Raw genomic sequence first — 13,733 nt, 5'->3', positions numbered from 1 at the left:
AATTTGTCTTTCGGTACAGATTATGCCCGTCGGCTGAATTGTCGTCAGTTGTCCGTATCAAGCGATGACCGGAGTGGCGGGGCTGCCGGAGCACTGTCACCGCTGCAGCTCGGATTGGCCAAAAGGTCCTGCCATTCTAGGAAAGGCACGATGGCTGAGCGAACAGCGTCGATCTTGGCCGACATGATGCCGGCAACACGGAGCCCGTTCGGCGTTTCCACCAGGAGCGGACCGCCCGATGCGCCGGCTTCCGATGCGCAATCCGTTACCCAGCTGTCCTCGGCGGTTCCCATGACCCTGCAAGCGGGCACGACGGTTGGCAGAAACCGGCGGCTGCGGCGGTAACCTGCGGATTGAAACCGTGTGTCCTTGGTCAGAACTGTTGCGTCATCCAGCGAAAGCACCGGAACGGGCGGTAATGTGCTGGGTTCCTTCAGCAAAATGATCCCGACATCCTTGTGTACGTCCCGCAATCTGGGTTTCTGCCGTGGCTCGTATCCTGCAGCGGCGATGGTGCATGCAGGTTCCAGACGGGCGGAGTATTCGTCCCGCCGAACACCGGCCATGAACAGAAGGTCTTCGATCGGAAAGGGCTTGCGGGTCGTCTTGTTGAAGAGGCAATGGGCGGCTGTGAGCACGATATCGGGTGCGATCAAGGTGCCGGTACACATGGCAGTCGACCTGAAGCCGGTAACATTTACCCGTCCTATGGACGGCCAGGGTGGATCGATCGAGTCGATGACCTTGAGCTCAATCGGGGCCGCGGACACATGCTGGTGCGAGAGCAGGGCGACGAGAGCCAGCCCCATGGTCCGGAGAACACTCCGTCCAATCCCGGTGAAAAGCTGATTTTTCCGCAAAGTCTGACGCATTCTTCAGAGCCCCTATGAAGGGTTCATTCTGTCGCTCGACGCTTAACGTCACGCTAAGCGGACCTGCGAAAGTACACGCTATTCCCGATAGTAGTCCCAGACCAGGGTGCGGGCCAGGGTCTCGTCGTTGTGGCGCATCCGGGTTGCCACAAGGTCATCAAGGTTGGCGATCACCAGGTCCGGGTGACTGGCCGCCTCGTTGACCGGCGCGGTGGACGTGCAGGTGGCCTTCATCAGAATGTTGGGCATTCCGGAGAAATGCACGAACTGCCATTCCGGCCCGAGGCGGCAAAGTGCCGTGGAGGATCCTTCATGGGCAGATGCCGGGAACTTCTCCGGCCATTTCTTCAGAAATTGCCTGTAATCGAACTCCCAGAGGGCAGCATCTCGCCAGGACAGAGGCGTTTGTCCGCTGAGGTACGGCAGCAGGCTGGCTCCGTCCGGGGCATGCTCGGGTTCGATATCCAGCAGATCCAGGAGCGTCGGGAAGATATCGGTCGAGGACGTGAAGGCGGAGACCCGGTTCGCTGCACCGCCACCCGGTGCCCGTATCATGAGGGGGATGTGGTAGCTCTCGCGGTAGAACCCGCTTTTGCCGAGCATCCAGTGATCGCCCATCATCTCCGCATGATCGGAAGTGAAAATAACCAACGTGTTTTCGAGTGGTTCCAGCGCCTCGAAGATCCGGCCGAGCTGTGCGTCAACTTCGGTGATCATGCCGTAATAAAGTGCTCGCAACCGCCTGAGATCGCGCTCCGTCAGATCACGCACGAAGTCAGTGGTCCCCGGTAAATGGGAGGCCAGCTGCTGATAGTCCTGCAGGGCTTCCATTAGGGGATGAAACGCAGCTTCCTCCGCCGCAGTTGGTGCCCCGGAGAAACCCGGTCCGTCATCCGGATGGTAGAGGGTGTTATAGGGGGCAGGAGCGGCAATCGGTGGATGCGGACGCAGGAAGGAAACATGCGCCATCCATGGCCGGTCTTCTTCCTGTTCTCCAAGCCAGGTTAGGAAGGCATCCGTCATGAAGGCGGTCTGGGTTTCGTCCTTCGAATACCTGGCTGCCTTGAGGCTGACTTTTTCACCTTCTTCGGGTTCCACGTGATGGATGGTAGGCAAACCTGCGGGATCGTGGCCGCGTGAGACCATCCAGGAAAGCCATTGCTTTTCGTCCTCGGCAAGAGGCTGGCGTACCCAGAAGCCGGGCAGAACACCTTCATAGGAAGTCAGGACAGGGTCGTTCGGGTGATGCAGGCGTGGATCGGGTGAGGTATCGGTGTAGCCGAACAACGTTGGCGTATATCCGGCCCGGCGGGCAGCACGGGCGATATTGTCGAACCGGTCATCGAGTGGCGCGCCGTTCCACACGACCCGGTGGTTCATCTGGTAAAGCCCGGTATAGAGCGAGGCCCGTGCAGGAGAGCACGGAGCCGTTGCCGCATAATGCTGCTCGAAAACTGTTGCCGTTTCGGCGAAGGCATCAAGGTTCGGCGTCCTGACAACAGGGTGTCCAACTGTGCCGAGACAATCGCCCCGCCACTGGTCAGCGGTGATCAGCAGGATATTCGGACGTGTCATTCCGCTTCCAGTTTCTCGATCAGGGCTGGCAGATCCGCGACCGTATCAATGACGTAATCGGCGCCGGCTTTTTTCAGCTCTACCGTTGCATGCTGGCGCAGGGCGTCAACCTGATCTTTCGAAAGTGCAGCGAGTTCCTCCGGTGTCTTGCCTGCATAGTTGCCTGACAGCGCAAGACCCACAGTCAGGCAGCCGGCTGCAACACCCTCGGCAATGCCCGGTTCAGTGTCGTCCACCTTGATGACCGCGCTCGGCGGGTAGGCCACCAGATCGACGAAGCACTGATACATGCCGAGCGGACCGGGACGGCCTTCCGGCAGGTCGTCGGCACAGATGAGATTGTCCGGTTCATACCCCTGTTCGGCAGCTTTCGGCAGCACGCGTTCCATGATCGAGCGGGTATAGCCGGTGGTCGAGCCGATTTTCATGCCCTTGGCGCGAAGCAATCTGACAACCTCGGCAGCACCTGGAACGAGATCGGAGAAATCGGCGACGACTTCCTCGTTCATTGGAACGAAGACCTTGTAGACCTTGTCCACATCGGCATCAGTTGGTGCGTGGCCGTATTTGGCGATCCATTGGGCGCAGATGTCCGGATCATCCATCATGGAGCGGATGTGGTCCCACTTCGGTTTGCCCATCGGGCCGCGTGCCTGGTCGATAGTTGCGGTAATGCCGAAGGTCTCGAAGGCCTTTACGAAGACACCCATCGGGGCAAAGGATCCGAAGTCGATCATGGTGCCGGCCCAGTCGAAGACCACGGCTTTGAATTTGCTCATCTTGTTTCCTCACGCATAGAGATCGGCAATGGTTTCCTCGCCGATGGCGAAGGCGGTGGAGGCACCGCAGCCGGCCGTGACGACGACAATGCGGGTACTATCGTCCGGCGCATCGGTGAAGCGCCAGCGGTCCGGGGCAGAGGCGTAGGTGCCGATCCAGGTTTCAGAAATGTCATAGGGGCCGAGATCGAGGATCGTCTCCATCTCGCCCAGGATCAGGTCGTTCACTGTCTTGTCGATGAACGGATCGGGTGTCGCGCTGTAATGATGGCTGTCGCCGACAACGAGACTGCCGTCTTCGGACTGGACAACGATCAGGTGAATGCCGTTTTCCCGGTGATCAGCCATCTCCCGATCCAGCCGGGCTTTCAAAGGCTCTGCTTGGGGGAGTTCGGCATAGCCAAGATATCGCGCAAGGCCGAGGTCAGACATGACTGCGGTGCCAAGGTCGATACGATTGTGAGGGGCGACGCGTAACATCTGCAGTTTGCAGCGCGTGACTTCGTAAGTGGCGATCCGGTCAGCAAAAAGCGTCGTGCCATCGTCGCCCGGGCAGATGATCACGGTCTCCGCGTGCACCGTCCCGCGCGAGGTTTGAAGCTTCGGCGCCTCGACAGAATTGACGCTTGTCTGCCAGAGGAAGTCGACGGCATGGGCTTCTTTCAGCCAATTGGCGATCCGGGGCAGGGCATCTTTCGATTCCACGCGCACTTCCAGCGGCGAATAGAGCGCGCAGGTGATTTTCTCTTGTCGCAAACAGGGAACCTTGAGGGCGGCCTGAGCGGGTGTCAGGCGTTGACACTCCGCACCCATTTCTGTCTTCAGAAACGCGTCGATAACAGCTTCCGACTCCGGGAGCCTTGCGGTCATGGTCAGACCTTCGTGCAGCAGCGGTATGCGGGCGGCTTTCGCAACTTCTGCCCACACCTGTCGGCTGCGCGACGCTTTCTGCCAGCAGTCGCCTGCCTGTTGGCCGGTGACGGTCACAAAGCCGAAGTTGCGGATCGAGGCGCCATTTGCCTGGCTGTCGCGATCAATGACGACAACTTTCTTGCCGCGCCTGACTGCTGCGAGGGCGTGTGCAAGCCCAACGATCCCGGCACCGACGATCGCAAGGTCATAAGATCTCTGTTCCATTCAGGCGGTCTCTGGAATTGTGCTGGAGCCGTTCGAAGTCAGTATCACGCCTTTGTCGCGGGCGATGGATTCGACTCTGGTGCAGTGGTTTTGAAAACGTCAGGCGCCAGTAATCACGGAAGTGCCTTTCGGTCTATCAAAGATCGAAATGTATAGGTTTTAATTATCAAATGACGGGTGACTTCTATTTGTCATGAAGCGGGCAAACCGGCTCGAAATGCCTCTATGGCGGCAACCGTACCCATGTCTTTTTGCCAGACTGCAAAGTGGTTTGCGTTGAGGTTCGCGTCTTCGATCTTGACACCGACACAACCGTCGCGCTCGGTGATTTCCGCTTCCAGCGCGACACCGATACCCGAGCCGGATCTGACCAGCGTTGCGATTGATCCCCACGAGCCAAGAGCGAGTGCGGTCTTGGGTCTTGTCCCGGCAAGCGTGGCAGCGGCTTCGAACAGTCTGCGGGTACCGGAACTTCCTTCGCGTTGGAGGAGTGGGAGCTCGGCGACGTCTTTCCAGGAAGCGCTGTCCTTTTTCGCCAGCGGGTGTTCGGGAGAAACCGCCAGGACAATGCGTGTCTTCAGGATCAGTTCGCCTTCGAGACCTGCCGGAATTTCGCGTCCGGTAATGAAGCCGATATCGAGAGAGCCTGTTTCGATCAGGTTGATGATGTCCTGGCTTGCAAGGGCGCGGGCCTCGATCGAGATGGTTGGGTGTTTCGCCATGAAGGACGAGATGATCGGGATGGCGAGCTGATAGGTTGAATAGCCAATGCTGAGTTTACCAGCCGCAAGGGCACGGTGGTGAGACAGCTCGGTTTCCAGATCACCTGCCAATGCCAGCAAGGCCCTGATGCGGGGCAATAGAGAGACCAGAGCCGGCGTCGCGGAAACTGAATATCCGGACTTTACCAGCAGTTTTGTCTTGAAGCGGCTTTCCAGACCCTGAATGTGATTGGAGATGGAGGGTTGGGAGACGCCGATTTCCTTCGCCGCATCTGTGAAGCTTCCGGTGCGCACCACAGCTTCCAGCGCTCGCAGTTGCGCCAGGCTGAGGTTTCCTGTGGTGCGGGCCTGTTCCCTTTTCACCGGGCTTCAGGCCGTCAAATTGGCGACGGGCGCGCGGCAGATACCTGTCTGTTCCAGGTGGTGAGCGACACGAAGCGCCAGATCCTCGCGCCAGGCAGGGGCGATCACCTGAACACCGATCGGCAATGTCGCCCCTTCCTGCCAGACCGGTACCGTCACCGCGGGAAGGCCGATGAAGGAGATTGGCTGGGTAAACAGGCCGATGTTGGGCCGGGCCGGCATGGTCTCGCCGCCGATCGTGAAAGTCTTGGTACCTGACGGCAGGGCCGGGAAGGGGGTGGCCGGGGCCAGAAGAACATCGACATTCTCGAAGATCTTGCGGAAGAGGTCGCGAAACCAGCTCCGGAATCGCTGAGCCTGCTGGACCCAGATTGCCGGTACCATGGTTCCCGCCAGGAAGCGGTCACGCGTTTCCGGGTCAAAGTCCTGCGGCCGTTCCAGGATGCGGCCGAGATGCAGGGTAGAGCCTTCGGCCGCCGTGATGACATAGGCCGCGGCGCGGGCCCGGGCAGCTTCCGGAATGTCGATTTCAAGGCTTGCCCCAAGCGCCTTGGCGACAAGATCCACTGCATTCAGGGCATCCGGCAGGGCCTTGTCGCGGAAATAGCCACCTGCCACGGCAATGCGCAGCGGGCCGATATCTTCCTGCAGCCGGTTATGGGTCTCGGTCTCCGGGTGGTTTGCCTGGGCCGGGTCTGCGGGGTCGTGGCCCTGCAGGACGTCAAAGATCAGTGCAAGATCTTCTGCCGATCGTGTGAGTGGGCCTAGGTGATCGAGACTGCCGACAAACGGATATGTGCCTGCACGGCTGAGGCGGCCATAGGTCGGCTTCAAGCCGAACAGGCCGCAGAACGAGGCCGGCACGCGGATGGAGCCATTGGTATCGGAGCCCATTGCCAGCGGCACCATGCCGGCAGCCGTTGCCGCGGCAGATCCGGAGGAAGACCCCCCGGTCATATGACCCGTATCATGAGGATTGCGGCAGATGCCGTCGTGCGCGCTCTCGCCGGTAAAATCATAGGCGTATTCGCCCATGTGGGTCGCGCCGACCAGAACTGCGCCAGCGTCTTTCAGCTTGCGGACCAAAGTCGCATCGGCAGAAGCAGGCGGGTTTTCGCGATTGATTTTCGCGCCGGCGCGGGTTGTCAGGCCTTCGACATCATACAGGTTCTTGACCGCATATGGCACACCGGCGAGTGGCAGTGTTCGGCCCTCTGCAATCGCGTCATCGACAGCGCGCGCTTCAAGAAGTGCACGCTCCCCCAGAACGTCGGTAAAGGCGTTGACCGTCGGATTGAGACGTTCAATGACCTCGAGAGATGCGTAGGCAACTTCCAGAGCCTTGATGTCGCCGCTGTTGACGGCTGTGGCCGTCTGAGCCGCGGAGCGGGTGTTCAGTTTGCTGTTGTCCTGGCTCATGGAACAAAGACCGGTGCGGCTTCGGCGTGGTCTTCCAGCGGAAAATCCAGGACGGCTTCGGCAGCTTTCTCGATCGCGGCGATATGCATTTCCACAACAGGGCGCCAATCTTCTTCGATCGTCAGCCCCAACATCTTTTCCATGTGGGCCACATGCGCCTTGGGCTCAAACGTGTCCGCCATCCCGCTTTCCTTCATCCTGAATTTTCCCGGTGCATCATTCTAAGGCTGTGGGGTTCTGTCCAGAGGAGAAATCTTCTTTTGGTTCCGTCTTTCGCAAGTCCGGTTTCAAGCGCTCCAGGGTGACTTCCGAATGTCTCCACAGGACGGCGTTGTTGCGGCGCAGCATTTTTGTTGCATAAAAAATAGCCCTGCGCATAATGGCGGCATGAGCGGCGGGCTTTCCATTCTGGTTATAGATGACAACAAGATCCGTGCCTCGATCATCGAGCAGGGATTGCACGATGCCGGGCACGATAGGGTCATTCTTGTTCACCAGATGGAAGGTCTGGTTCGTCAGATCGCCGACATCAATCCGGATGTGATTGTCATCGATCTGGAAAACCCGAATCGCGACCAGCTGGAACACATGTTTCAGGTGTCGCGTGCGGTGCGGCGACCGATTGCGATGTTCGTCGACAAGTCGGACAGCCATTCCATAGAGGCCGCCGTCGATGCGGGGGTGTCGGCCTATATCGTCGACGGGCTCAAGCGGGAGCGGGTTAAATCGATCCTTGATATGGCGATCAGCCGCTTTCGTGCGTTTTCCAGGCTGACAGAGGAGCTGGAGGAAGTGCGCTCTGAACTTGCAGACCGGAAAACCATCGATCGGGCCAAGGGCATCCTGATGAAATCCAAGGGGCTCAGCGAGCAGGAGGCCTATGACCTGTTGCGTCGTACGGCCATGAACCAGAGCCGGAAGATCATTGATGTGGCGCAAAGCCTGGTGATCGCCAGCGGACTTCTGGGAGACTGACGCGATGACAACAAAAAACACCGAGTGGGGAGAAGCGGCCAACCAGGGGACAGGAAGATCATGGATACGAACTTGAAGCCTGTTATCGCCGGATTTATCCCGCTTCTGGACAGTGCCGTTGTCGTGGCTGCTGCCGAACTCGGTTTTGCCGAGCAGGAAGGCATCGCGCTGAAGCTGATCCGCGAAACATCCTGGGCCAATATTCGAGACAGGATTTCGGTCGGTCATTTCGACGTGGCGCATATGCTCGCCCCGATGCCGATTGCATCCAGCCTCAACCTGACCAGTCTAGCCGTGCCCATGCTGGCGCCCATGCTTCTGGGGCTAGGTGGCAACGCAATTACGGTTTCCAACGCACTCTGGGCGGACATGTCGGCTGTCGGAGCCGATCCGGAAGGCGATCCGACGTCGACTGGTGCGGCGCTCGCGCGGGTGATTGCCGACCAGCAGGAGGCGGATGCGCCGCTGCTTCATTTCGGGGTCGTGCACCCGTTTTCAGGCCATGCCTATGAATTGCGCTACTGGCTAGCCGCCGCCGGAATTGATCCGGATCGGGATGTCGAGATTACCGTACTGGCGCCGCAGGTCATGGCGGATGCCCTGGCCGCCGGCCAGCTCGATGGATATTGCGTTGGCGAGCCCTGGAACACGGCTGCGGTCGACGCCGGAACGGGGCGCATAGCAACCTACAAACAGGCCATCTGGCCGGACAGTCCGGAAAAAGTGCTGGGCGTGACGCGCAAATGGGCCGAAGCCAACCCGGAAACGCTGGCCGCGCTGATGCGTGCCTTTTCGGCAGCCGCCGACTGGTGCGCCGATCCGAAGAACAATGCCGAGCTGGCCGACATGCTCGCAAGGCCGGACCTTCTGGCTTGCCCCGCTGAAATCTGCCTTGCAGCGCTATCGGGCCGCATCAGGCTGGGCCCGGTCTCGGTGAAGAACGTTCCGGACTTCCTGACCTTCTCGGGTGGGCTCAAGGCAGCGCCAATGCCGGTTCATGGCAAATGGTTCTACGAGCAGATGGTTCGCTGGGGGCAGGTGGAGCGTTCGCGAGAGGCGGAAAGCGAAGTTGAAAAGGTCTTTTCTCCGACCGCCTATCTGGAGGCTCTGGAGCTGACCGGCGAAGCGACAGACATGACCATCGAAATGTTTGACGGCGCCCGTTTTTGACTTCCGAGACAGCTCGCCTGGCGCCGGGGCGGTCTGGTTGCGTTGCACAAAATTCGTTCAGTTGCCTGCAAGCTTCGATGATCAAATATGCAGCTTGAGCATATGGTCAAAATTTTTACAAAGAGTAAGTATCTGTAAATAAAGAGAAAAGCTAATTTCTCCAAATTGGCACAGTTCGTGCTTTTAAGCAGGTGAGGCCGACGCTGGCCTACCAGATATCGCACCCACTGCCGGGTGCACAGGCAAAGCCGCCGATCTGAACCGCATGGGAATTCCTCCCGTCATGCGGTTCGGTCGGCGGCTTTTTTATTGCTCCTGTGCCCGGCTGAAGAGGGTGCAGGACGAACGAGGGACAGGACGCGACAATGAAAAAGACCCTGAATATCACCCGCCGGACCGCATTTGGCGCCCTGATGGCAGCCACGGCACTTGTGTCCGCATCCAGCGCCTATGCCGAGATGCTGGATGTCGAAAAGGACGAACTCACCTTCGGCTTCATCAAGCTGACGGACATGGCTCCGCTCGCGGTTGCCTATGAGCTCGGCTATTTCGAGGAAGAAGGCCTTTTCGTCACCCTGGAGCCGCAGGCCAACTGGAAGGTTCTGCTCGACCGGGTCATCACGGGCGAACTGGATGGGGCGCACATGCTGGCCGGACAACCGCTGGCGGCTACCATCGGTTTCGGCACGAAGGCACACATCGTGACGCCGTTCTCCATGGATCTCAACGGCAACGGCATTACCGTTTCCAACGAGATCTTCGAGATGATGAAGCCGCACCTGGAAATGCAGGACGACGGCAAGCCGGTTCACCCGATCAAGGCAACCGCCTTGAAACCGGTCGTCGACAAGTTCAAGTCCGAAGGCAAGCCGTTCAACATGGGCATGGTCTTCCCCGTCTCCACCCATAACTACGAACTGCGCTACTGGCTGGCATCCGGTGATATCAACCCGGGCTTCTATTCCAGTTCGGATATCTCCGGCCAGATCCAGGCAGACGCTCTGCTGTCGGTCACTCCGCCTCCGCAGATGCCTTCGACGCTGGAAGCCGGCACCATCTATGGCTATTGCGTCGGCGAACCCTGGAACCAGCAGGCAGTCTTCAAGGGCATCGGCGTTCCGGTCATCACCGATTACGAGATCTGGAAGAACAATCCGGAGAAGGTCTTCGGTCTGACGCAGGAATTTACCGAAGAATATCCGAACACCACGCTTGCGCTTACCAAGGCGTTGATCCGCGCGGCCAAGTGGCTGGACGAGAACGACAACGCCAATCGTATGGAAGCCGTCGAGATCCTGTCCCGCTCGGAGTATGTCGGTGCGGACGCTGAAGTGATCGCCAACTCCATGACCGGCACCTTCGAGTATGAGAAGGGCGACAAGCGAGACGTTCCCGACTTCAACGTCTTCTACCGCTACTTCGCCACCTATCCCTACTATTCCGACGCCGTCTGGTACCTGACCCAGATGCGCCGCTGGGGGCAGATTTCCGAGTACAAACCCGACAGCTGGTACGACGAAGTCGCGCGGTCGGTCTATCGCCCCGACATCTATCTAAAAGCCGCAGAAATGCTGGTCGAGGAAGGGCATGTGGCCAAGGAAGACTTCCCCTGGGAAACGGACGGCTACCGCGCTCCGACCCCGTCGGCGGACATCATCGACGGCATTCCCTACGACGGCAAGCAGCCGAACGCCTACATCGACAGCCTTCCGATCGGCCTGAAAGGCAAGCAGGTGGTCGACGGCAACCAGGTCGTGGGCGGCTGATCTTCCCCAAACTTGAGCGGCGGTCTGCAGCCCCGCCGCTCGTTTTTCTCATTCGACACGAACCGACAGAATTCGAACAAGGATTGACGACATGGCCAATGCCGATACCGCAGGCAGTCAGGACCTTGCCCGTGCCGCACGCCGGGAAAAGCTCTTCACACGGATCAACAAGGCCGCCGGCTGGCTGGATGCGCTCGGCCTTTCCTGGACCGTGCCGCTCCTGAAAATTGCCGCAGGCGACAGCCCGAAGGAGCAGCTGGGGGAACTCAAACGCGTTCTCGTGATTCCTCTTCTGGGCATCATCGCCTTTCTCGTCCTCTGGGGAGCGCTGGCGCCCCAGGTGCAGACATCCCTGGGCGCAGTTCCCGGGCCGGCGGCCGTCTGGAGCCAGGCGGTCAACCTCTGGGACGATCATGAGCGCGAGCGTGACAAGGCCGCTGCGTTCTACGATCGCCAGGAACAACGCAACGCCAAATACGAAGCTGAAGGCAAGACCGACAAGATCAAGTGGCGCGACTATACCGGCAAGCCGACCTATATCGACCAGATCGGCACCTCGCTGAAAACCGTTGGCCTCGGCTTCCTGATCGCAACGCTGATTGCCGTGCCGCTTGGCATTGCCTCCGGTCTGTCGCGCTCCTTCAACGGCGCAATCAATCCGCTGATCCAGATCTTCAAGCCGGTGTCGCCGCTGGCATGGTTGCCGATCGTCACGATGATCGTTTCGGCAACCTATGCCGATCCTGTCGACTGGCTGTCTAAATCCCTGCTGATCTCCGCCGTCACCGTGACGCTCTGCTCCATGTGGCCGACCCTGATCAACACCGCGCTGGGTGTGGCCTCGGTCGACAAGGACCTGATGAATGTCGGCCGTGTTCTGCAGCTGCCGACCTGGAAGACCGTTACCAAGCTGGTTCTGCCGTCCTCTCTGCCGCTGATCTTCACCGGGCTGCGCCTGTCGCTGGGTGTGGGCTGGATGGTGCTTATTGCGGCAGAAATGCTGGCGCAGAACCCGGGGCTCGGGAAATTCGTCTGGGACGAATTCCAGAACGGTTCTTCCCAGTCGCTCGCAAAGATCATGGTCGCAGTCCTGACCATCGGCATCATCGGCTTCATGCTCGACCGGCTGATGTTTGCCCTGCAGCGCGCCTTCACATTCTCGGCCAATCGCTAAGGAGACGGATATGTCCTTTCTGGAAATTTCCGGCGTCTCCAAATCCTATGGCGAAAATGCCACCCGGACGGATGTGCTGGACGATATCAATCTGAAAGTGGAAGAGGGCGAGTTCATTGCCATCGTCGGGTTTTCCGGCACCGGCAAGACCACGCTGATCTCCCTGCTGGCCGGTCTCATCGAGCCGGACAAGGGCGGCATCATCTTCAAGAACAAGGAAATTGACGGGCCGCACCAGGATCGGGGCGTCGTGTTCCAGTCCTATTCGCTGATGCCGTGGTTGTCGGTGTTCGGCAATGTGGCGCTGGCCGTCGACAGCGTTTTCAAGAAGAAGAGCGCCGCTGAGCGCAAGGCGATCTGCGACAAGTACATCGAGATGGTCGGTCTGGGGCATGCCAGGGACCGCAAGCCGTCGGAACTTTCCGGTGGCATGCGTCAGCGCGTTGCCGTGGCACGGGCACTTGCCATGCAGCCGGAACTTCTGCTGCTGGATGAGCCGCTGTCCGCTCTTGATGCCTTGACCCGCGCGAAGCTGCAGGACGAATTCGCCGCGATCTGCGACGAAGAGAAGAAGACCATCATTCTCATCACAAACGATGTCGATGAGGCAATCCTTCTCGCAGACCGGATCATACCCCTGAAACCTGGCACACCGGCAACGCTCGGTCCGGAGTTCAAGGTTCCGTTTCAGCGGCCGCGCGATCGCGGTGAACTCAATCACGATGACAACTTCATTCGCCTGCGCGCCGAAGTCACCGAATACCTGATGGAGGCTGGTGCCGAGCGTGGCGCTGATCTGGAGCGGGAAATCGTTCTGCCGGACATCGTTCCGATTACCCAGCGTCCGAAGCCTGCCGACAAGCTTCCGGCGGCTTATGAGCGGGCATCGGAATCCGCGGTTCAGGACCGTTATCTCGACTTCTCTCAGCTGAAGAAGGTCTATCCGACGCCGAAGGGGCCGCTGACGGTTGTCGACGGTTTCGATCTGAAAATGAAGAAGGGCGAGTTTATCACCCTGATCGGCCATTCCGGATGCGGAAAGTCGACAGTCCTGTCCATGGTGGCCGGTCTCAACAAGATCACCGAAGGTGCCATCGTCTTGGACGGCACTCATGTGACGCAGGCCGGTCCGGACCGTGCCGTCGTTTTCCAGGCGCCGAGCCTGATGCCGTGGCTGACAGCATACGAGAATGTCGAGCTTGGGGTCGACAAGGTCTATCCGGATGCGTCCAGGGCCGAAAAGCGGGACGTGATTGAATACTACCTCGGCAAGGTCGGTCTGTCGGACGCCATGCAAAAGGCTGCTTCGGAGCTTTCCAACGGCATGAAGCAACGCGTCGGCATTGCACGGGCCTTTGCCTTGTCGCCGAAGCTCCTGCTGCTGGACGAACCCTTCGGCATGCTCGACAGCCTGACCCGGTGGGAGCTGCAGGACGTCCTTATGGATGTCTGGAAACGCACCCAGGTGACGGCTGTCTGCGTCACGCATGATGTCGATGAGGCCATCCTGCTCGCTGACCGGGTGGTGATGATGTCGAACGGGCCCAATGCCCGCATCGGCAACATCATGGAAGTGGACCTGCCACGGCCGAGGTCGCGCAAGGAGCTGCTCGCCCACCCGGATTACTACGCCTACCGCGAGGAGCTTCTGGACTTCCTGGAAGCCTATGAAGGCGGTGCGGACCCGAGCGAAGACCAGTTGAAATCCATTCAGGAAAAGCGGGCCGCACGGATGGCCCGTCAAACCGCGGCGGCCGAAGCAGCCGAATGAAAGTCTGGAG

12 protein-coding genes are annotated in these 13,733 nt (G+C 59.4%); 5 read left to right on the top strand and 7 right to left on the bottom strand.

Annotation, left to right across the window (positions count from 1 at the left end; all coding sequences use genetic code 11):
- Nucleotides 1-44 precede the first annotated feature (44 nt).
- The 7 genes from Q666_RS48515 to Q666_RS48485 form a co-directional block, all read right to left on the bottom strand.
- A complete protein-coding gene (locus Q666_RS48515) occupies nt 45-809 on the bottom strand; it encodes a trypsin-like serine protease (RefSeq protein ID WP_023001110.1) in 765 nt (254 codons plus the stop codon).
- A 141-nt stretch (nt 810-950) separates the two neighbouring features.
- On the bottom strand, nt 951-2,447 hold the full coding sequence (locus Q666_RS48510; RefSeq protein ID WP_023001111.1) for a sulfatase-like hydrolase/transferase: 1,497 nt from the start codon (nt 2,445-2,447) through the stop codon (nt 951-953).
- Nucleotides 2,444-3,226, bottom strand: coding sequence for a phosphonoacetaldehyde hydrolase (gene phnX / locus Q666_RS48505; protein ID WP_023001112.1), 783 nt, complete (start codon nt 3,224-3,226; stop codon nt 2,444-2,446). The genes Q666_RS48510 and phnX overlap by 4 nt, the downstream gene beginning before the upstream one ends.
- A gap of 9 nt (nt 3,227-3,235) precedes the next feature.
- Entirely contained in the window at nt 3,236-4,363 is a 1,128-nt protein-coding gene (locus Q666_RS48500; protein WP_023001113.1) for a TIGR03364 family FAD-dependent oxidoreductase, read from the bottom strand.
- Nucleotides 4,364-4,554: 191 nt separating this feature from the next.
- Nucleotides 4,555-5,448: a LysR substrate-binding domain-containing protein gene (locus Q666_RS48495; protein WP_023001114.1), complete on the bottom strand. Its 894-nt coding sequence runs from the start codon at nt 5,446-5,448 to the stop codon at nt 4,555-4,557.
- 6 nt (nt 5,449-5,454) lie between these two features.
- Nucleotides 5,455-6,867, bottom strand: coding sequence for an AtzE family amidohydrolase (locus Q666_RS48490; RefSeq protein ID WP_023001115.1), 1,413 nt, complete (start codon nt 6,865-6,867; stop codon nt 5,455-5,457).
- The gene (locus Q666_RS48485) at nt 6,864-7,049 is read right to left on the bottom strand and encodes a DUF4089 domain-containing protein (RefSeq protein ID WP_200863770.1); all 186 of its coding nucleotides are present in this window, start codon (nt 7,047-7,049) and stop codon (nt 6,864-6,866) included. Before Q666_RS48485 ends, Q666_RS48490 begins: the two co-directional genes overlap by 4 nt.
- A gap of 205 nt (nt 7,050-7,254) precedes the next feature.
- Between Q666_RS48485 and Q666_RS48480 the strand changes: the two genes are divergently transcribed.
- The 5 genes from Q666_RS48480 to Q666_RS48460 all read left to right on the top strand — a co-directional run bounded on the left by Q666_RS48480 (nt 7,255) and on the right by Q666_RS48460 (nt 13,723).
- Nucleotides 7,255-7,842 carry an ANTAR domain-containing protein gene (locus tag Q666_RS48480; protein WP_023001117.1) on the top strand — a complete coding sequence of 196 codons (588 nt, stop codon included), beginning with the start codon at nt 7,255-7,257 and terminating at the stop codon, nt 7,840-7,842.
- 60 nt (nt 7,843-7,902) lie between these two features.
- Nucleotides 7,903-9,012 carry a CmpA/NrtA family ABC transporter substrate-binding protein gene (locus Q666_RS48475; RefSeq protein WP_023001118.1) on the top strand — a complete coding sequence of 370 codons (1,110 nt, stop codon included), beginning with the start codon at nt 7,903-7,905 and terminating at the stop codon, nt 9,010-9,012.
- 365 nt (nt 9,013-9,377) lie between these two features.
- Complete coding sequence (locus Q666_RS48470; RefSeq protein ID WP_023001119.1) at nt 9,378-10,778, top strand: CmpA/NrtA family ABC transporter substrate-binding protein; 1,401 nt, start codon at nt 9,378-9,380, stop codon at nt 10,776-10,778.
- A 91-nt stretch (nt 10,779-10,869) separates the two neighbouring features.
- Nucleotides 10,870-11,952, top strand: a complete 1,083-nt coding sequence (locus Q666_RS48465) for an ABC transporter permease (RefSeq protein WP_023001120.1) — start codon at nt 10,870-10,872, stop codon at nt 11,950-11,952.
- Between the two features lie 10 nt (nt 11,953-11,962).
- Nucleotides 11,963-13,723: a nitrate ABC transporter ATP-binding protein gene (locus Q666_RS48460; protein WP_023001121.1), complete on the top strand. Its 1,761-nt coding sequence runs from the start codon at nt 11,963-11,965 to the stop codon at nt 13,721-13,723.
- The last annotated feature ends 10 nt before the right edge of the window (nt 13,724-13,733 follow it).

It is taken from the genome of Labrenzia sp. C1B70, assembly GCF_000475395.1.
Lineage (GTDB): Bacteria > Pseudomonadota > Alphaproteobacteria > Rhizobiales > Stappiaceae > Roseibium > Roseibium algicola.
Note: the sequence above shows the minus strand (reverse complement) of the source record. Positions and strands in the feature narration are given on the sequence as shown.

Excerpts from the sequence above, each read along its gene's own strand:
- Q666_RS48515 (WP_023001110.1), bottom strand. The coding sequence starts at position 809 with ATGGGGCTGGCTCTCGTCGCCCTGCTCTCGCACCAGCATGTGTCCGCG.
- Q666_RS48510 (WP_023001111.1), bottom strand. The coding sequence starts at position 2,447 with ATGACACGTCCGAATATCCTGCTGATCACCGCTGACCAGTGGCGGGGC.
- phnX (WP_023001112.1), bottom strand. The coding sequence starts at position 3,226 with ATGAGCAAATTCAAAGCCGTGGTCTTCGACTGGGCCGGCACCATGATC.
- Q666_RS48500 (WP_023001113.1), bottom strand. The coding sequence starts at position 4,363 with ATGGAACAGAGATCTTATGACCTTGCGATCGTCGGTGCCGGGATCGTT.
- Q666_RS48490 (WP_023001115.1), bottom strand. The coding sequence starts at position 6,867 with ATGAGCCAGGACAACAGCAAACTGAACACCCGCTCCGCGGCTCAGACG.
- Q666_RS48485 (WP_200863770.1), bottom strand. The coding sequence starts at position 7,049 with ATGGCGGACACGTTTGAGCCCAAGGCGCATGTGGCCCACATGGAAAAG.
- Q666_RS48480 (WP_023001117.1), top strand. The coding sequence starts at position 7,255 with ATGAGCGGCGGGCTTTCCATTCTGGTTATAGATGACAACAAGATCCGT.
- Q666_RS48475 (WP_023001118.1), top strand. The coding sequence starts at position 7,903 with ATGGATACGAACTTGAAGCCTGTTATCGCCGGATTTATCCCGCTTCTG.
- Q666_RS48470 (WP_023001119.1), top strand. The coding sequence starts at position 9,378 with ATGAAAAAGACCCTGAATATCACCCGCCGGACCGCATTTGGCGCCCTG.
- Q666_RS48465 (WP_023001120.1), top strand. The coding sequence starts at position 10,870 with ATGGCCAATGCCGATACCGCAGGCAGTCAGGACCTTGCCCGTGCCGCA.
- Q666_RS48460 (WP_023001121.1), top strand. The coding sequence starts at position 11,963 with ATGTCCTTTCTGGAAATTTCCGGCGTCTCCAAATCCTATGGCGAAAAT.